At 42.2% G+C, this 18037-nt stretch carries 17 protein-coding genes and 1 pseudogene; 10 read left to right on the forward strand and 8 right to left on the reverse strand.

Going from position 1 to position 18037, the window contains the following annotated elements; genetic code table 11:
* Positions 1 to 3 precede the first annotated feature (3 nt).
* From CRO21_RS06925 to CRO21_RS06955, 7 genes and pseudogenes are all read left to right on the forward strand, one after another.
* Positions 4 to 603 carry a malonic semialdehyde reductase gene (locus CRO21_RS06925; protein ID WP_097078606.1) on the forward strand — a complete coding sequence of 200 codons (600 nt, stop codon included), beginning with the start codon at positions 4 to 6 and terminating at the stop codon, positions 601 to 603.
* A gap of 41 nt (positions 604 to 644) precedes the next feature.
* Positions 645 to 1308: pseudogene (locus CRO21_RS06930) on the forward strand (IS1595 family transposase).
* A 50-nt stretch (positions 1309 to 1358) separates the two neighbouring features.
* The gene (locus CRO21_RS06935) at positions 1359 to 1985 is read left to right on the forward strand and encodes an MFS transporter (protein WP_097078607.1); all 627 of its coding nucleotides are present in this window, start codon (positions 1359 to 1361) and stop codon (positions 1983 to 1985) included.
* Between the two features lie 177 nt (positions 1986 to 2162).
* Positions 2163 to 3962 carry an excinuclease ABC subunit UvrC gene (gene uvrC, locus CRO21_RS06940; RefSeq protein WP_097078608.1) on the forward strand — a complete coding sequence of 600 codons (1800 nt, stop codon included), beginning with the start codon at positions 2163 to 2165 and terminating at the stop codon, positions 3960 to 3962.
* A 137-nt stretch (positions 3963 to 4099) separates the two neighbouring features.
* The gene (locus CRO21_RS06945) at positions 4100 to 4894 is read left to right on the forward strand and encodes an acyl-CoA thioesterase (protein ID WP_097078609.1); all 795 of its coding nucleotides are present in this window, start codon (positions 4100 to 4102) and stop codon (positions 4892 to 4894) included.
* Between the two features lie 91 nt (positions 4895 to 4985).
* The gene (gene pgsA / locus CRO21_RS06950; RefSeq protein ID WP_097078610.1) at positions 4986 to 5570 is read left to right on the forward strand and encodes a CDP-diacylglycerol--glycerol-3-phosphate 3-phosphatidyltransferase; all 585 of its coding nucleotides are present in this window, start codon (positions 4986 to 4988) and stop codon (positions 5568 to 5570) included.
* Between the two features lie 95 nt (positions 5571 to 5665).
* The gene (locus tag CRO21_RS06955) at positions 5666 to 6274 is read left to right on the forward strand and encodes an alpha-ketoglutarate-dependent dioxygenase AlkB family protein (RefSeq protein ID WP_097078611.1); all 609 of its coding nucleotides are present in this window, start codon (positions 5666 to 5668) and stop codon (positions 6272 to 6274) included.
* 9 nt (positions 6275 to 6283) lie between these two features.
* On the opposite strand, the gene CRO21_RS06960 is transcribed toward CRO21_RS06955, so the two are convergent.
* The 4 genes from CRO21_RS06960 to recN all read right to left on the reverse strand — a co-directional run bounded on the left by CRO21_RS06960 (position 6284) and on the right by recN (position 11017).
* Positions 6284 to 8095 (reverse strand): ABC transporter ATP-binding protein, encoded by a 1812-nt coding sequence (locus CRO21_RS06960; RefSeq protein ID WP_097078612.1) that lies wholly within the window; start codon positions 8093 to 8095, stop codon positions 6284 to 6286.
* Between the two features lie 59 nt (positions 8096 to 8154).
* A complete protein-coding gene (gene ruvX, locus CRO21_RS06965; protein ID WP_097078613.1) occupies positions 8155 to 8601 on the reverse strand; it encodes a Holliday junction resolvase RuvX in 447 nt (148 codons plus the stop codon).
* Positions 8594 to 9148 carry a YqgE/AlgH family protein gene (locus CRO21_RS06970; protein ID WP_097078878.1) on the reverse strand — a complete coding sequence of 185 codons (555 nt, stop codon included), beginning with the start codon at positions 9146 to 9148 and terminating at the stop codon, positions 8594 to 8596. Before CRO21_RS06970 ends, ruvX begins: the two co-directional genes overlap by 8 nt.
* Positions 9149 to 9355: 207 nt before the next feature.
* On the reverse strand, positions 9356 to 11017 hold the full coding sequence (recN, locus tag CRO21_RS06975; RefSeq protein ID WP_097078614.1) for a DNA repair protein RecN: 1662 nt from the start codon (positions 11015 to 11017) through the stop codon (positions 9356 to 9358).
* 366 nt (positions 11018 to 11383) lie between these two features.
* Here recN and ppnP point away from each other — a divergent pair, with 366 nt between their 5' ends.
* The 3 genes from ppnP (at position 11384) to CRO21_RS06990 (ending at position 13454) form a co-directional block, all read left to right on the forward strand.
* Entirely contained in the window at positions 11384 to 11710 is a 327-nt protein-coding gene (gene ppnP, locus CRO21_RS06980) for a pyrimidine/purine nucleoside phosphorylase (RefSeq protein WP_087621099.1), read from the forward strand.
* A 99-nt stretch (positions 11711 to 11809) separates the two neighbouring features.
* The gene (rlmB, locus tag CRO21_RS06985) at positions 11810 to 12553 is read left to right on the forward strand and encodes a 23S rRNA (guanosine(2251)-2'-O)-methyltransferase RlmB (RefSeq protein ID WP_097078615.1); all 744 of its coding nucleotides are present in this window, start codon (positions 11810 to 11812) and stop codon (positions 12551 to 12553) included.
* A gap of 19 nt (positions 12554 to 12572) precedes the next feature.
* Positions 12573 to 13454, forward strand: coding sequence for a DMT family transporter (locus tag CRO21_RS06990; RefSeq protein WP_097078616.1), 882 nt, complete (start codon positions 12573 to 12575; stop codon positions 13452 to 13454).
* On the opposite strand, the gene coaE is transcribed toward CRO21_RS06990, so the two are convergent.
* Genes coaE through pilB form a run of 4 tightly spaced genes read right to left on the reverse strand, consistent with a single transcriptional unit; the run spans position 13451 to position 17880 of the window.
* Positions 13451 to 14056 (reverse strand): dephospho-CoA kinase, encoded by a 606-nt coding sequence (coaE, locus tag CRO21_RS06995; RefSeq protein ID WP_097078617.1) that lies wholly within the window; start codon positions 14054 to 14056, stop codon positions 13451 to 13453. The genes CRO21_RS06990 and coaE overlap by 4 nt on opposite strands.
* The gene (locus CRO21_RS07000; RefSeq protein WP_097078618.1) at positions 14057 to 14914 is read right to left on the reverse strand and encodes a prepilin peptidase; all 858 of its coding nucleotides are present in this window, start codon (positions 14912 to 14914) and stop codon (positions 14057 to 14059) included.
* The gene (locus tag CRO21_RS07005; protein ID WP_097078619.1) at positions 14914 to 16143 is read right to left on the reverse strand and encodes a type II secretion system F family protein; all 1230 of its coding nucleotides are present in this window, start codon (positions 16141 to 16143) and stop codon (positions 14914 to 14916) included. Before CRO21_RS07005 ends, CRO21_RS07000 begins: the two co-directional genes overlap by 1 nt.
* Before the next feature lie 21 nt (positions 16144 to 16164).
* The gene (gene pilB / locus CRO21_RS07010; RefSeq protein WP_378234930.1) at positions 16165 to 17880 is read right to left on the reverse strand and encodes a type IV-A pilus assembly ATPase PilB; all 1716 of its coding nucleotides are present in this window, start codon (positions 17878 to 17880) and stop codon (positions 16165 to 16167) included.
* Between the last annotated feature and the right edge of the window lie 157 nt (positions 17881 to 18037).

The raw sequence follows: 18037 nt of genomic DNA on the forward strand, positions 1-18037 counted from the left end.
CACATGACAATTGATCAACAGGGTTTGCAACAAGATGTACTCAAACAATTGTTTCTGGACGCACGTACCCATAATGCTTGGCAGGATAGGGACGTGACAGATGCACAAATTGCTGCAATTTATGATCTGGTCAAAATGGCACCGACATCTGCCAATTGTTCACCTGCACGTTTTTTATTTGTGAAATCACCAGAAGCGAAAGCACAGTTAAAACCTGCTTTGTCGTCTGGAAATCTGGAAAAAACCATGACTGCACCTGTTACAGTAATTGTGGCATATGATGCAGAATTTTATGAAAAATTACCGGAACTGTTTCCACATGGCGATGCACGCTCATGGTTTACCTCCAGTGCAGAACTGGCACATGAAACTGCTTTTCGCAATAGTTCGATGCAGGCAGCCTATCTGATTTTGGCATGTCGCAGTCTGGGACTGGATACAGGTCCGATGTCCGGTTTTAATCCAAAACTGGTTGATGAAACCTTTTTTGCCGGGACAACATGGAAATCCAATTTGATCATTAATATTGGTTATGGAATAATAGAAAAATTATTTGCTCGTTTGCCCCGTCTGAATTTTGACGATGCCTGTAAGATTATTTAATTTAGGGCTGTAGTAGATTAGAACAGTGATAATCTATTTTTATGAAGGTAACTATATGTAAACTAAAAAACTCAAAGAAAGTTGCTTGAGTTTTTTATAGCAGAAATAACCGCTAGAACAGCAGCAGATTTACTCGGTATTCAACCCAATTCTGCTGCTTTGTTTTATAGAAAAATACGTCAAGTCATTATGTATCATCTTGACCAAGATGCCATAGACGTCTTTGAGGGGCAAATTGAGCTAGATGAAAGTTATTTTGGTGGTGTTCGCAAAGGTAAACGTGGGCGTGGTGCTGCTGGAAAAGTAGCCGTATTCGGTATGCTTAAACGTGGTGGAAAAGTTTATGTCAAGATTGTTCCAGATACTAAGACAGCAACCTTAATGCCGATAATTACTAGAAAAATTTCTCCAGATAGCATTGTTTATACAGATAGCTATCGTAGCTATAACGCTCTTGATGTAAGTGATTTTAGCCATCATAGAATTAATCATTCAGAAAAATTTGTTGAAGATAAAAACCATATCAATGGTGTAGAAAATTTCTGGAATCAAGCAAAAAGAGTACTCAGAAAATATAATGGTATTGACCGAAATGCCTTTATATTGTTTATTAAGGATGAGAAGCACTGCTTCGCAAGATTTCGATTTAACTATGGTAGTCCAAAAGAGCAGCTAAAAACACTACTCATTTGGACAGGTATTTAGGCTTATCTACTACAGCCCCGAGTGCCTGTTTTGCTCTATGTGCATTACTTATGCTACTGGTAACCCCACTACACAAATACTTTCTAAATTCAATTTTTGTGAAAACCCATCTTTCCCTTCAACAAGCTGGAAAAAACAGTTCTAAATTCGGTCTTATTACGGTATTTGCAACACTATGTTTTTATATTGCTATTGGTGGAATTTGGACATTCATGGCAAATCTGAGTAGCTTCTATCAAATAAATACCGATTTCACAAATCTAGTCTTGGCAAGCTCCACCTTACTCGGTATTTTAGGGTCACTACTCACTTCCATTATTGGGACTAAGTTTAAACGTAATTATCTTATAATAATTGGTTTTATATTTTTTGCTATATCACTATTTTTACTTTTAAACCATGTAACGGATACAACATTCGCTATTTCGGTTTTAATCTTTAAATTTTCCTGGATGTTTACAGTTCCCTATATACTTGCAACAGTTGCTTCATTTGATTACACAGGAAAATTTATTAATTCTGTAAATTTAGCGATTGGGGGTGGACTTGCACTCGGTCCATTTATCGCTGGTTTTATCATTGAAAATACCCTTAATTATGATGCACTGATTACGTATACAGCTCTTATTTTCTTATTTTCTTTTGTTTTAATCTTCGGTGCGAATTTAAAAAAATAATAAATTATCAAATCAAATGGTTATTTAAATAATCATTTGATCTCACCTTTTAAAAAACATAAAATCAAAAACTATAAATTTTTAAAAGATGTTTTTGAGCTAAATAAGTAGGTCAGGGATTGAAAATAAGATGAAATGGCATCATAAAACAAGGTATCTAGCCAATTTGATATTATTGTGAATCCAAACGCTAAAGACCATATTGAAAATTTATTGAGCCATATGACCCCACTTCCCGGCGTCTATAAAATGCTGGGGAAAGAGGGCGAGCTACTGTATGTGGGCAAGGCGAAAAATCTTAAAAATCGAGTCTCCAGTTATTTTGTCAAAACCATTGAGCATCCGAAAACACAAGCCTTAGTGGCACGGATCTATGATATTCAAACATTGGTTGTTCGTTCGGAAACAGAAGCCTTATTACTTGAACAAAATCTGATTAAACTGCATCGTCCGCCATATAACATCATGCTGCGTGACGATAAATCTTATGTCTATATCTTTGTTTCCGCAGATAAGCCTTACCCGCGCATTGCCAGTGGGCGTGGTAAAGGCAAATATCAGGTCGGCAAGTTTTTTGGGCCTTATCCCAGTGCTTATGCAGCAAGGGATACGCTGGTGACACTGGAAAAATTATTTAATGTACGGCAATGTGAAAATTCTTATTTTGCCCAGCGGAAACGCCCTTGTCTACAATATCAGATCAAACGCTGTTCGGCACCCTGTGTCGGTTTTATTTCACCGGAAGATTATGCTCAGGATGTGCAAAACTCAATCCGTTTTTTAAATGGTGATACCAAAGAATTAAATCAGGAATTGATTGGGAAAATGGAGCAGGCAGCGGAAAATCTCGAATTTGAAAAAGCGGTGTTTTATCGTGATCGAATGGGATTGCTGCGAGAAGTACAGGCACAGCAAGCCGTATATAAAATTAAGGGTGAGGCAGATATTCTGGCAATTGCTTATCAGGCAGGAGTGACCTGTGTACAGATTATGCATGTACGCAATGGCCGTATGCTGGGCGGAAAAAGTTATTTTCCGGATATGTTAGGCGATGATCTGGGGCAGATGCTCAGTGATTTTATTGCTAACTTTTACTTTCAGGTGGCCGATGAAATTCCGACAGAGCTGATTGTGAATGTGGATTTACCCAATCGCAAAGAATTGGAACAGGCGCTTAATCAACATTTTCAAAAGAAAATACTGATTAAGCCAAATGTGCGAGAAACACGGGCCGAGTGGCTTGAACTGGCGACCATGAATGTACAGCATGCCATTAAAGGGCAGTTGGCCAGCCAGATCGAATTACATGAACGGTTTTATCAACTGGAACAGGCGCTGGGACGTCCAATTGACCGGATTGAGTGTTTTGACATCAGTCATACCATGGGTGAATCGCCGATAGCATCTTGTGTGGTCTTTGATCAGGGCGGCGCACGGAAACGGGATTATCGCCAGTTTGCCATTGATGATATTACCCCGGGCGATGACTATGCCGCCATGCGTCAAGCCTTGACACGGCGTTATAAAAAACACATGTTACCTGATTTGCTATTGATTGACGGCGGTAAGGGACAACTCCACATGGCCATGGAAGTGATGCAGGATTTAAAGCTTGATGCATTTATGGTGGGTGTATCCAAAGGCGAAGGGCGCAAGCCGGGATTGGAAACCCTGCATTTTACCGATGGTGGTAAAATTCAATTGCCCGAGGACAATAAAGCATTACATTTAATTCAGCAGGTCCGGGATGAAGCACATCGTTTTGCCATCACGCGTCATCGTGCCAAACGTGATAAAAAACGTGCAGGATCAATTCTGGAAGTGATTCCGGGATTGGGGGCCAAACGACGTCGTGATTTATTGACGCATTTTGGTGGTATGCAGGGCGTATTGAAAGCAGCGGAAAAAGAGTTATTGCTGGTGAATGGCATTGGGCCGGCAATGGCAAGAACCATTTACAAGGTTTTGCATGAATAGCTCGTGAATAAAAGGTATTGGCTAAAATGATGATTTCATATGGGCAACATCACCATTCACAAAATACTGAAATTTTGACAAGATCAAGGCAAGACAGAGGCGCATAGTGCTTCACTTTATCAGCGGATGTATAAAAAATGAATTTTGATGATGCATTGGCCTTGGTTGCCCAACAGGCAGAATTTGAAATGCCGACAGGTTGGGGGCAGGGACGTACTGTATATGGCGGCTTTGTTGCTGCACTTTTGATGGAACGGGCATTCATCACGCTTGATGATCCGGAGCGTGAACCCTTAAGCGCTAGTATTACTTTTGTCGGACCTGTGCAGCACCAACAAGCCAAAATTACTGTAGAGGTGTTACGTGAAGGGAGTGCCGTGACCACACTGGAAGCACGGCTTTGGCAGAATGATCAAGTCCAGACCATTATGCTGGCCAGCTTTGGTAAGCGTAGGGATTCACAAATCGAAATCCATCAGGAAGCCAGTGCACCTGCTTATCCTGGCTATCACCAGCTTGAAGCAATGCCATTTATTGAAGGGCTGATTCCCGAGTGTTTTAAACAATATGAGTTGTATTGGGCAGAAGGAAAGTTACCGTTTGCTGCCAGCCAGCATGCGGATTTTGGTGGATGGTTTAGATTTAAACAGGATGTGGCCAGCGGTAGGATGCGTGCCTCACATATGGTGGCATTGGCGGATATCTGGCCGCCGGGTATTACACCTTTATTTCCACAGCCTGCGCCGGCAAGTTCTTTAACTTGGCATTTAACCTTTATTCAGCCGATTACAATGGATTGCAGTGATTGGTTATGCTATCAGGTTCAGACCAGTTGTGCCAAAGATGGCTATGCTACCGAAACGGCATACATCTGGGATGCACATGGGCGTTTATTAGCGACCAATCAGCAGACCATAACAATCTTTGCATAACTCGACAGTAGGGGTGTTTTCGTATAAAGTTCTGACTAGTGAGATACGATAGATTATTTTTTTTCTGGGGATAGCGTAGCTGGCGGTGTGTATGACAGGACGAATCCTGAATATTCCAAACATTTTAACGATTGCTCGAATTATATTAATTCCTGTGTTTCTGATCCTTGCGTATTGGCCACCTGCATTGGGTATAAATGGTCATGAAGGTGGTTTACTGCGTCATTCAATTTTAACAGGGGTCTTTGTATTTGCTGCTGTGACGGACTGGTTTGATGGTTATCTGGCCCGAAAACTGAATCAGACCTCGGCATTTGGGCGTTTTCTCGATCCTGTTGCCGATAAACTCATGGTGGCAGCAGCACTGGTGGTACTGGTGCAATGGAAACCAACCATTGCCATGGCCTTTGCAGCAATTGTGATTATTTCACGGGAAATTACTGTGTCTGCCCTACGGGAGTGGATGGCGGAACTGGGTGCGCGGACCAGTGTGGCGGTATCGACTGTGGGTAAATATAAAACCGCATTTCAAATGATTGCCATTACGGTATTTTTACTCAATTGGCAACCATTGGAATGGATTGCCTATATATTGCTGTATACCGCAGTCATTTTAACCTTATGGTCGATGTTTATTTATTTAAAAGCGGCTTGGCCGTATTTAAAACAACCTTGATTAACACACACGTATCCAATCTAGCAAGAATGCAACAGATGAGGCCTTTCCAATGTGAAAGGCTTTTTTTATGATACGATTTTTAAGATGTGATTATGACTTTAGATTTATTTGCACCTGAACCGCAGCGCAATCTCCTGCCTTTTGACGGAGATGTGGAAGATTTTGGCTTAATCCTTTCCATGCAGCAGGCTGAACAGGATTTGCATTATATGTTGCAGTATTTAGCGTGGCAGCATGATCAGGCACATCTGCATGGCAAACACTATATTACTGCCCGTCAAGTGGCATGGTATGGTGATGCCAGCTTTAATTATGTCTATTCGGGTGTGGCACGACAGGCGATGCCGTGGGATCCTGTGATTCTAAAACTCAAACAACAGATCGAAGATTTACTGGGCTTGTCTTTTAACTCTTGTCTGGCCAATCTTTATGAAGATGGTACGCAAGCCATGGGCTGGCATAGTGATCAGGATCGTTCACTGGGACAGCATTGCACTATTGCTTCCCTAAGTTTTGGTGCAACCCGCAAGTTTGCTTTTCGGCATATCCATCGGCATGACAAGGTGGAAATGCTGCTACACAGTGGGCAATTGATTGTGATGCGTGGACAGACCCAGCAGTTTTGGCAACACCGTATTACCCCCACAACAAAAGTGATTACACCACGGATTAATCTGACTTTTCGGCAATTTCTGGCCTAAGTCACTTTATTACGAATGGCGTAATTCCCCTTCTTCAAAGGTTTTGGCAATTTTGTCGATATTCAGGCTTTTTGCCATCGCATCAAAAATATTTTTATACACGCCTTGTTGTTGATACAGCGCATAGTGTTCACCATGCTCGACAATTTCACCTTCCTGCATCACATAGGTATAATCGGCATCAATAATTTGTGACAGGCTGTGAGAAATAATAATTACAGTCCGGCCCTGTTTGATCTCATCCAGACTCTGTTTGATTTGTTCTGTGGCAATCGCGTCCAGACTGGCGGTTGGTTCATCCAAAAAGATAATCGGTGGATTTTTCAGGAACATACGCGCAATGGCGATGCGTTGTTGTTGACCACCTGATAGCATGAGGGCATCGGTATCATAATCATGTGCCAGTTTGATAATCTGATCGTGAATCGAGGCTTTTTGCGCTGCCTGAATAATTTCATCCATACTGGCATCGGTTTTACCATAACGGATATTTTCTGCAATAGTACCTTGGAAAATATGATTTTTTTGCAGCACCAGACCGATATGATCACGTAAGTAGGCGGTATCGATATCCTGTAAATCGACACCATCAATACTGATCACGCCGGATTGCGGTTGATAGAATTTATCCAGCAAACTAATTAATGTTGATTTGCCTGCACCGGACAATCCGACCAGCGCAGTAATTTTATTGGGGTGAATGGTCATATTGATATTTTTAAGCGCATGATGACCATTGGGATAATAAAATTCAACATTTTTCAGTTGAAATTTGCCCTCTAAATGCGCTGGTTTAAGACTGCCGGTGGATTCGACTTCATCATCTGCTTCCAGAATTTTAAAAAAACTTTCCGAATAGATCATGGCATCATTAATTTCATCATAAATCCGGTGCAGCGAGCGAATGGGTGCAGACACATTATTAAACAGTAAGACATGGTACATGATCATACCGATGCTCATTTGTCCGGCAAGCACGAAATAAGCAGTCAGGATAATAATCAGGACCACACCAATTTGTTCGATAAAGGTTTTTAAACCATCAAATAAAAAACTGACCTGACGGGTTTGCATCTGGTTCTGCGTCAGATCTTTTTGCAGACTGAGCTGTTTATCCGCTTCAATTTTTTCCCGGTTAAAGGATTTGATCACGGTAATGGAATTGATGATGCTTAAAATACCCTGACTTTTCTTTTCACGACCATCACGTAAGTTGCGGCGCCAGTTGCCCAGTTTTTGGGCCTGACGAAAGGTGAGGATGAAGTAGACAGGTACCACGCATAGTGCAGCCAGACCCACCCAAAAATTGGCATAGAACATCAGGCCTAGAGCAATAATCGCACTGGTAAATAGCGGTAAAATTTCGATAAAAAAGATCTGTACCAGCCGTGTTAAAGAGCCAATACCACGATCAATACGGGTTTGTAGTTTGCCGGCCTGATTATCATCCTGAGTGAAAAATGCCAGCCGATACTTTAGAAATTTTTCGATAATACTTTGTGCCAGATCCTGTGACACCAGAATTCGTAGTTTTTCACCAAACAGCTTTTGTCCAAACTGGATTAAGGTGTTGAGAATTTCTTTACCCAGTAAAATAGCAGTGATGGTGATTAAAATATGCCAGCCATGTTGTAAACCCTGACCGTCGGATAAGAGCTGATTGATACTGTCAACGGCATATTGCAATGTCAGCGCATTGACCTGTGCTGCCAGCGCACCGATCAGCGTCAGAATTAAGGTAATTAATACCAGCCAGCGATATGGCACAACAAAAGGACGGAGTTTTTTAAACAGTTGCCACAGGTTTACAGTATTTTTCATCAGATATTTTTATGGGCTGAGGTTATTTTGGCGGAACAATGCATTTAGTCTGCAAGGATTCAAGGTTGAATGCCTTGTGCATCATGATACCAGCTTTCAATAAAGAGTGATGCAGCAAAACTATCGGCGGACAGTTTTTTCGCCTGTCCTTTGGCTTGAAAATTTTGCAGTGTATCCCGAGCTTCACGAGTGCTCAGCCGTTCATCCACCATCCATGTGGCAATATTGGTCTGATGGCGTAGTCGCCGGGCAAATTTCCGTGCCCGGGCAGACAGGTCTGATTCACTATCATCCATATTTAATGGCAATCCGACCAGAAATAAGTCCGGTTGCCATTGCTGAATGATTTTATGCAGATTATCCCAATTGGGAATGCCATCTTTCATCGGGAACAGGGGCAAGGGATTGATACTTTCAATCAGACGTTGTCCCACCGCGATGCCCATTTTTTGCGTACCAAAATCAAATGCCATAATGATGCTGGCGAGGTGGTCTTGTTCAGGCATGTCCGATCTCGTGCGATAACCAGCCACGGTTAATACCGATTTTTTCATAGGCGGCATTCCAGCGAGCGTCATAGGGCAGATTAAAAATTAGATCCATATCTGCATCACAGACCAGCCAGTCGCCACGGGATATTTCCTGTTCAAGTTGATTTTTCGTCCAACTGGCATAGCCTAAAGCAACCTGATAATTATCTACCCCTTCATTATGGGCGATAGCATCCAGAATATCCTTGCTGGTGGTAATACAGACATTTTCACCTACGGCAATAGAGGAGTACCAGATCGGTTGACCGGTATGCAACACAAAGCCGGCTTCAGGACGAATTGGACCACCATGCAATACCGCATGTGGATGAACGTGGTCGGCATCAATATCTAGATCATTGAGTAATTCTTTAATTTGTACATCTGAGGGACGATTTAAAATAATACCCTGCGCACCATCTTTATCATGGCGTGCCAGATAGATGACGGTGTTGGTAAAAGACGTATCATCCATATGCGGCGGGGCAATTAAACAGCGATGTGCTAGATATTGTTTTGGCACGTCATCCATTCTCCTTTAATATAAAAATAATGAAAGATTTATTGATAACTTAATGAGAATGCAATCCACGGAAGAAATATCAATAAGCCTTATATATTCAACATACTAAACAATGCGCAAAGTTCCAAATCATTTTTATAGGATTATTGATATGGACGGCCGATAAATTCCAGCCAAACCGCATTATTGATGTAAAATCTATACGGTTTAGTGTGCGATAAATTTAAGTTTTCTTAATTGTTTGGCATGATTAAGCGTGGTTTGATTGATTTCGACACCCCCAGACATGCGCGCTAACTCCTGAATTCGTTGATCTTCATTAAGTGTGATAATGGTACTGCTTGCCGGATCGGTCTGTTGTTTTTTGACCAATAGATGTTGATCTGATTGCGCTGCCACCTGTGCCTGATGTGTGATACAAAGGATTTGTACATGTTTTGCCAAATCTGCCAATAAACGTCCGACAATTTCTGCTGTGCCACCACTAATCCCAACGTCAATTTCATCAAAAACCAGCACTTCGGCATCTGTTTTACTGGCATTCATGACTTGCATCACTAGGGCAATACGCGATAGCTCACCGCCAGATGCAACACGTGCCAGCGGTTGCGCAGGAATACCTTTGTTGGCGGTGAATAATAGTTGAATGGTGCTTAAACCATCGGCATTGGGTTCTTCCAGTGGTTCAAATTTAAATTCAAAATGCGCTTCTGGTAATGCCAAGGGTTTGACTTGTTCGGTGAGTTTGGCTGCAATATCAATCGCCACTGCTTTACGCGCTTGATCAAGCTGATGGGCCAGATCAAGAAAGTGCTGATGGGTCTGCTCAACTTGCTGTGCCAGATATTCCGGATTTTCCAGTTCATTCAGTTGTTCGAGTTGTTGTTGCCAGTGTTCATATTGCTGTAACAGTTCATCTGGCTGAGTACGATATTTACGTGCCAAACGATGGAATTGTTCCAATAATTGATTGAGCTGCGCCATACGTTCGGGATCAAAACTTTGCCGATCAATAAATTGACGTAAGGTACTGGCTGCATCTTCCAACTCGCTTTGCGCATTGATTAGGCTATTATAAACCTGTTGCAACTGTGGACTACGTGATTGCTGTGCTTCGGCACGACGCAGCAGTGTGCCGACGTCTTGAATTAGATTTTGCTCACCTTCATCCAGCCCATAGATCAAGGTGCTACAATCCTGCATCATGGTTTCATGATGGCTTAAACGGTCATATTCTTGCTCGATGTCCTGATAATGAATGTCAAGCAGAGGCTCAATATCTTCGATTTGTAAACTCAGTTGTTCAATTTTAGCTGCACGGGAATGTTGTGCCTCTACAGCATCCTGATATTGCCGTTTACTTTTTTGCCATGCCTGATAAGCCAGTTTAAGCTGCTGCGTTTGCTCCGATAAACCACTGTAACGATCCAGCCATTGCTTTGGATAGGGTGGGTCTAACAATTGTTGCTGGCTGTGCTGACTGTAGAGAAGCACCAATAAACGGCCTAATGCTTTGAGTTCCGATAGACTGGTAGGACGACCATTGATCCACGCTTTACTGCGACCATTGGCAAAAATTACCCGACGAATAATGATCTCACCGGATTCATCCAGTAATTCATGCTCTTTTAACCATTCTGCTTCCGGACTGTGTTCCTGATAATTAAACGTTGCAATGGCTTCTGCCTTTTCCTGTCCAAAGCGGACCTGTGTGGCATCACTGCGTTCACCCAGACATGCTGATAAGGCATCGAGAAGTAACGATTTTCCGGCACCCGTTTCTCCTGTGAGCACATTAAAGCCAGCTTCAATGTCAATGGAAAGTTGGTCGGCAAGAGCGAAATTATGCAGTGAGATATTGTTGAGCATAGGCGATTAAATGCACAAATTGGAATAATTGTTGATGGTTTTATTATGGGATTGAGTCGATCCATAAAGCAAGTGCTATTGAAAATTTGCTGAATGATTTATGTTAAAGTTTGAATGTTGTCGCGGTTAGCAATAAAGTAGCATAAAATCAGATCACAATTTTTAAGAAAATGATGCAGTGGTCATGATGCTGTCATGATTGTTGTTGTGAAATGTGCGATCAGTTGATGGCGTTTATTTGTTAAACAAAATAACTGGATTAAATCGAAAGTTATCACGCAAATAGATTGATTCATCAATCAAGCTCGGGATAAACTACAGCGGTTCTATTATTTTAAGTCGTGATTATTGTACTGGAGTGACTACATGAGTTCGGCACAGTTTGACCATGTTTCTGTGATCAAAAAATCTAATGTTTATTTTGACGGTAAATGTATTAGCCATACGGTTCAATTTGAAGATGGAACGAAAAAAACACTTGGTGTGATTATGCCAACTGAACAACCATTAACATTTGAAACGCATGTTCCTGAGCGTATGGAAATTATTTCCGGGGAATGCCGGGTATTGATTGCCGACAGTGAAGAGAGTGAGTTATTTCGTGCAGGGCAATCATTTTATGTCCCGGGTAATAGCCAGTTTAAAATTGAAACAACTGATGTTGTGGATTATGTTTGCCATTTAGAAGGCTAAAGATGTTAGATAACATCGTCACGACAGTATCAATTTAATCCTGTAAGCCAGCATTACAGGATTTTTGTTTTTTATCTGACATTTTTAGAGGTGAAGTTCATGGCAAAGCCAGAATATTACTATGGTGTGCATGCAGTGGAGTCACTTCTTGAATTAGAACCAGAACGTGTACTGACCTTGTTTGTATTAAAAGGGCGTGATGACCAGCGTCTGCACAAAATACTGAATTTGGCGGCACCGTTTGGGATCAGTATTCAAAAAGCCAGTCGCGATAGTCTGGAAAAGTTGGCGGGTTTACCCTTTCATCAAGGCGTGGTTGCCTCAGTCAGACCGCATCCGACATTAAATGAAAATGACCTTGAACAGTTGGTGGAAAATACACAAGATGTCTTTTTATTGGCACTCGATCAGGTGACCGATCCTCACAATCTCGGCGCATGTATTCGTACCGCAGCAGCGATGGGGGTACATGCTGTGATTGTACCGCGTGATCGTTCTGCGAGTCTGACACCAACAGCCAGAAAAGTTGCAGCAGGTGGTGCGGAGAAAGTTAAGTTTATTCAGGTCACCAATTTAGGTAAAACTTTGGCTGCCTTAAAAGAATTGAATGTTAAAGTGGTGGGAACCTTACTGGATGAACAGGCTTTACCTATTCAGCAAAGCAATTTAACCGGTCCTCTAGTGCTGGTCATGGGTGCCGAAGATACCGGGATTCGTCCGATCAATCAGGCGCAATGCGATGAAAAAGTCTATATTCCGATGGCAGGGGATTTACAGAGTTTAAATGTCAGCGTGGCAGCGGGCATGGCCTTATACGAAGCCTGTCGACAACGCCTTTCTTAAAACATTCAGTTGAGTCTTCATGTCTTCTAAAATGCAGGGTTACCTGTTTGTCTTGATTTCCATGTGTATCTGGGGTGGTTTTACCATCTTTTCACGTCTGAATGCACAATGGCATATTTCTGCATGGGACATTACCGCATTGAGGTTTGCCTTGGCATTTATAATTTTGATGCCGATTCTGATTTATCGAAAACAGACGGCTTTTCTTTGGAAAAAGGAACCGTTTATTCTAGCAATGCTAGGTGGTCTAGCGTATTGCCTAACTGCATATAGTGCATTCAATTTTGCACCTGCGGCACATGCCGCAATTTTTTTAAATGGTTGCATTCCGCTATGTACTGCATTGGCCGCCTATTTTCTATTTCGACAACCTTTTGATCGGCACATTTGGCTGAGTCTGATCATTATGATGGTATCCATCGCTGTCATGACTTACCTATTATCACAACAAAGCGCGCATCCGTTTGGTCTGGGTGATGGATTATTCTTTTTAAGTGCCATATGGTGGGGAACGTTTACAGTTTTATTACGGCAATCTAGCTTAACGGCTTGGCAAGCAATGTGTAGCGTGGCGATCTGGTCGGCATTGATTTATATCCCGATTTATCTGTTATTTTTGCCAAAGCATTTGGATCAGGCCGAGTGGAGTCATATTGTAATCCAAAGTTTATTTCATGGCGTACTGGTCGTGATTGTGGCCACCTTAACCTATGTAGAAGCGATTAAACGTCTGGGGGCATTTAAGACCGGTAGTATCGTAACATTGGCACCTTTTATTGCAGCGATTATTGCTGTGCCTTTGTTGAATGAACCCTTAAGTCTGGCAATCGTCTGTGGTTTACTTGGTATGGGCATTGGTGCATTACAGCCATGGCGGTGGTTTAGACGTTCTATTGTTTAGGGTGTTGTCTGGACAAGTTCTAAATAATATTGATGTAAGCTTTCAAGTTGCTGATATAAATGCTCAAGGTGACCATCATTGATGACAATATCATCGGCGTGTTTTTGTTTGTCGGCACGGGGCATCTGTGCGGCAATAATCCGTTTGATTTGTTCGATAGATTGCCCATCACGTTGGCTGGCACGCTGGATTTGTATATCTTCCGATGCATCTATCAATAAAGTACGCCCGGTTAATTGGTGTTGATTGGTTTCAAAGAGCAGTGGCGAAACCAGAATGGCATACGGGCTATCGGCCTGTTGTAGTTGTTCAATGATTGATGCACGAATTGCAGGGTGGGTGATCTGTTCTAACGCTTTACGTGCTTGCGGTTGTTGAAAAATATGTTCACGCAAAGCTTGACGATTCAACTCACCATTGTCGAGTAAGACCCAGTCACCAAATGCCTTCTGAATCTGTATGAGTGCTGGTTGACCTGGCTGTACGATTTCACGTGCGACGATGTCGGCATCTACGACCTTGATGCCTTGTTGCTCAAACCACTGACTTGCTGCCGATTTACCGCTACCAATACCGCCGGTCAGGCCTATTATTAAACCCATTTAACCTCCTAGATAAGCCGCCATGATTTGATCTCCCCATAAGAAAGCAATCCAGCCTGCAATGGCAAGATAGGGACCAAAAGCAAAAGGACGGTTTTCTTTGGTCATTTTTAATAAGATGATACCGATGATTGCGCCTACAAATGAGGACAGTAATATAATTAAAGGCAATTGTAATGGGCCCATCCATGCACCTAAAGCGGCAAGTAATTTAAAATCACCATAGCCCATGCCTTCTTTGCCCGTAACTAGCTTAAAAATAATATATACAATCCAGAGCGATAAAAAGCCAATGAGACAGCCCCAAATGGCCTGAGACGCTGAGGTGAAAATGGCATAGCTGTTGATGGCCAAACCTAGACCAATCAAGGGGTAGGTTAGTCGATCTGGAAGTAATTGAGTGTCAAAATCTATCCCTGTTAATGCAATAAGGATCCAAGTGAAAATCAATCCAAATACTGTTTCTATGCTAGGACCAAAGTGATAGGCGATGACCAGCGAACACAGCATTGTACCCAGTTCAACCAGCGGATAGCGAATGGAGATCGGTTGTTTGCAGTCGCTACATTTACCCTTTAGCAGCAACCAACTGATCAGCGGAATATTTTCATACCATAGAATTTTATGCTGACAGTGCGGACAACTGGATGCGGGGGTACTTAATGTGAACTTTTCTGTCGTCACTATCGGTTGGTCAGGATGTAAAAAAGCTTGGCATTCCTGTTGCCATTCATTTTCCATGATACGTGGTAGACGGTAAATCACTACATTAAGAAAGCTACCAATACATAGGCCGAGAAAGGTAACGCTTAGATAAAATACAGCGGTATTTTCTTGTAGAAGTTGTAAAAATTGCATTAGACCACAGAGCCCATTTGGAAAATTGGAAGATACATGGCAATCACCAGACCACCGACCAATACACCTAAAACCGCCATGATCAGGGGTTCCATCATACTGGTCAAACCATCAACTGCATTATCCACTTCATTCTCAAAATGCGTGGCTACTTTATCCAGCATGCTGTCCAGCGCGCCGGACTCCTCACCAATGGCCACCATCTGAATTGCCATACTTGGGAATCTTTGGGTTTGGCGCATGGCAAACTGAAGTTGTTGTCCTGTTGCCACATCGTCACGAATACGCATTACGGCTCTTTCGTAAACGACATTATTGGTTGCCCCAGCGGTTGATTCAAGCGCATCAATGAGCGGAACACCAGCAGCAAATGTAGTGGCAAGAGTACGACTGTAACGGGCAATAATCGATTTATAGACTAGATCGCCAAAAATCGGTAGTTTTAAAGCGGTTTTATCGAGAAAATCCCGAAACTTTTTACTGCGTTGTTTGGCTTCCATAAAACCAAATATCAATGCACCGATACCAATAATCAGGATAAACCAATAGCTTTGCATCCATTTTGACATACTCACCACCATTTGGGTAAAAGCAGGCAAATCTGCACCAAACGAGCTAAATAAGTCCTGAAATACTGGGACGACCTTGACCATCAAAATAATGGTGACAATGATGGCAACCACCACCACAGTCGCTGGATATTTCATAGCTTTTTTAATTTTTTGCTTGAGAAGCTCACTTTTTTCTTTATAAACTGCCACACGATCCAGCATGGTTTCCAACGCACCGGATTGTTCACCGGATTCTACCAGTGAGCAAAATAACTCATCAAAATATTGAGGATATTTTCTTAACGCACCGGCAAAGGTATTCCCGCCCTCAACTTCGCCCTTGATGCCGAGTACTACATCCCGCATGGACGGATTGTCCAGACCTTCGGCAACAATCTCAAAGGATTGTACCAAGGGCACACCGGCTTTCATCATGGTTGCTAGCTGACGGGTAAAGATGGTGATGTCTAAGGTGGTGACTTTTTTCTTGAATAATTTATTTAAAAATTCAATTTCACGTTTTTGCGTGATTTTTCTAACCGTAATGCCTTGTTTTCTTAAAGTGACTTTGGCCAATGCCATGTTTTTGGCTGGCAGTTCCCCTTTAATTTTAAGTCCTTTACGATCTACCCCTTCATATGAAAACGTCGGCATCAATTTTGCTTTTTTAACTGCCATTTGCCTTTTCCTTAACGGTCATTATTCACTGGTGACACGGTTGACTTCTTGCAAAGTGGTAATGCCTTGCATGACTTTGATTAAACCGGAACGTCGTAAATTATTATACCCCAAGCGATGTGATGCCTTGGCGATTTCAATGGCATTTCCATCTTCCATAATAATTTTTGAAATTTCGGGAGTGACTTTCATCACTTCATAAATCCCAACGCGTCCTTTATAACCATCCCGACACTCGGAACATCCAACCGCCTCGAAAATTTCAAACTCTGGATGCTGTAAGTCCTGTTCAGTAAAACCCATTTCCCGAAGACTCGGGTGGGGAATCTCAATTAAACGTTTACAATGTGAGCATAATCGACGTGCTAGGCGCTGTGCAATGACCAGATTAACCGACGTTGCAATATTAAAAGATGGAACGCCCATATTACGTAAACGGGTTAAGGTTTCGGGTGCACTATTGGTATGTAGCGTAGATAACACCATGTGGCCTGTTTGCGCCGCTTTAATGGCAATTTCGGCAGTTTCCAGATCACGGATCTCACCGACCATAATAATATCTGGGTCTTGACGCAGGAAAGATCTTAATGCTGTGGCAAAGGTTAAACCGACTTTGGTATTAACATTGACCTGATTGATGCCTTCCAGATTGATTTCGACCGGATCTTCGGCTGTCGAGATATTGGTGTCTTCGGTATTGAGAATATTTAAACCGGTATATAGCGATACGGTTTTCCCCGAACCTGTTGGACCAGTAATCAGCAACATGCCTTGCGGCTTGTCCAGTGCTTCCATGAACAGCGCCTTCTGTTCAGGATCGTAACCGAGGGCATCAATGCCCATTGTGGCACTAGCGGGATCCAGAATACGCAGAACAATTTTTTCACCGAATAGGGTGGGCAGGGAATTGACACGAAAATCAATGGCCCTAGTTCTCGACAGTTTAAGCTTGATTCGACCATCCTGTGGCATACGTCTTTCTGAAATATCCATTTGCGACATAACTTTTAAACGGGAAGCAAGACGCGTGGCAAGTTGTAAAGGTGGCCTGGCAATTTCACGTAATATACCATCGACACGATATCTCACCCGGTACATTTTTTCATAAGGTTCAAAATGTAAATCCGATGCACCCATACGAATGGCATCGATCAGTAATTTATTGATATATTTTACAATGGGTGCTTCATCTTCGGCAGATTTTTCATCTTCATGATCAGTATTGTCATGACCTTGATCATCAGCAACTTCTAAATCAAAATCTTCATCACCAAAATTAAAATTATCCTGTTCTTGATAGTGTGTCGCAATAAACTTGGCGAGTTTATTTTGCTCGACAATCACATTCTGTAAATTGAGTTTACTATTAAAACGAATGGTTTCCAGACCATCAAGGCGTGTGGGATCACTCACTGCCACAAATAAATTGTTGCCTCTTTTCATCAAAGGCATAATCTGATGCTGCACCACCAGTTTTTCTTCAACCAGTTCTTTGGGTAATTGGGCAGGATCGTAGCTATCCAGATCAAAAATCGGTTCAGCGAATTCTTCTGAAATGGCAAGGGCGATGGTCAAGGCCGACAGATGATAATCTTCAACCAATACCGCAGCCAAAGGTTGCTTGTTCCTTTTGGCTTGCTCTTGCGCTTTTTGCATCGATTCAGTGCTGATCACCCCATCAGTCACTAGGCGTCGAATATAGCCCGTAAAATTTGCATGACTTTGCGTTAGCATAATAACAACGGCTCGTTTAATCGGTGTTTTTTGTCGATGAAAACAGTGTTTTAAACAATATATCACAATTCAATAACGATCAAACAAAAAACCAGATGAAAGCCGTGCAGCATAAAATATCAATGGCATATTTTGGTGAAATAAACATTTCAGTGTAAAA

The organism is Acinetobacter puyangensis, from assembly GCF_900096995.1.
Taxonomy (GTDB): domain Bacteria; phylum Pseudomonadota; class Gammaproteobacteria; order Pseudomonadales; family Moraxellaceae; genus Acinetobacter; species Acinetobacter puyangensis.

Excerpts from the sequence above, each read along its gene's own strand:
- CRO21_RS06990 (WP_097078616.1), top strand. The coding sequence starts at position 12,573 with ATGTCTTCTAAAATGCAGGGTTACCTGTTTGTCTTGATTTCCATGTGT.
- CRO21_RS07000 (WP_097078618.1), bottom strand. The coding sequence starts at position 14,914 with ATGCAATTTTTACAACTTCTACAAGAAAATACCGCTGTATTTTATCTA.
- CRO21_RS06935 (WP_097078607.1), top strand. The coding sequence starts at position 1,359 with ATGCTACTGGTAACCCCACTACACAAATACTTTCTAAATTCAATTTTT.
- CRO21_RS06955 (WP_097078611.1), top strand. The coding sequence starts at position 5,666 with ATGACTTTAGATTTATTTGCACCTGAACCGCAGCGCAATCTCCTGCCT.
- CRO21_RS07005 (WP_097078619.1), bottom strand. The coding sequence starts at position 16,143 with ATGGCAGTTAAAAAAGCAAAATTGATGCCGACGTTTTCATATGAAGGG.
- CRO21_RS06945 (WP_097078609.1), top strand. The coding sequence starts at position 4,100 with ATGAATTTTGATGATGCATTGGCCTTGGTTGCCCAACAGGCAGAATTT.
- pgsA (WP_097078610.1), top strand. The coding sequence starts at position 4,986 with ATGACAGGACGAATCCTGAATATTCCAAACATTTTAACGATTGCTCGA.
- ruvX (WP_097078613.1), bottom strand. The coding sequence starts at position 8,601 with ATGCCTGAACAAGACCACCTCGCCAGCATCATTATGGCATTTGATTTT.
- recN (WP_097078614.1), bottom strand. The coding sequence starts at position 11,017 with ATGCTCAACAATATCTCACTGCATAATTTCGCTCTTGCCGACCAACTT.
- rlmB (WP_097078615.1), top strand. The coding sequence starts at position 11,810 with ATGGCAAAGCCAGAATATTACTATGGTGTGCATGCAGTGGAGTCACTT.
- CRO21_RS06925 (WP_097078606.1), top strand. The coding sequence starts at position 4 with ATGACAATTGATCAACAGGGTTTGCAACAAGATGTACTCAAACAATTG.
- ppnP (WP_087621099.1), top strand. The coding sequence starts at position 11,384 with ATGAGTTCGGCACAGTTTGACCATGTTTCTGTGATCAAAAAATCTAAT.
- CRO21_RS06960 (WP_097078612.1), bottom strand. The coding sequence starts at position 8,095 with ATGAAAAATACTGTAAACCTGTGGCAACTGTTTAAAAAACTCCGTCCT.
- coaE (WP_097078617.1), bottom strand. The coding sequence starts at position 14,056 with ATGGGTTTAATAATAGGCCTGACCGGCGGTATTGGTAGCGGTAAATCG.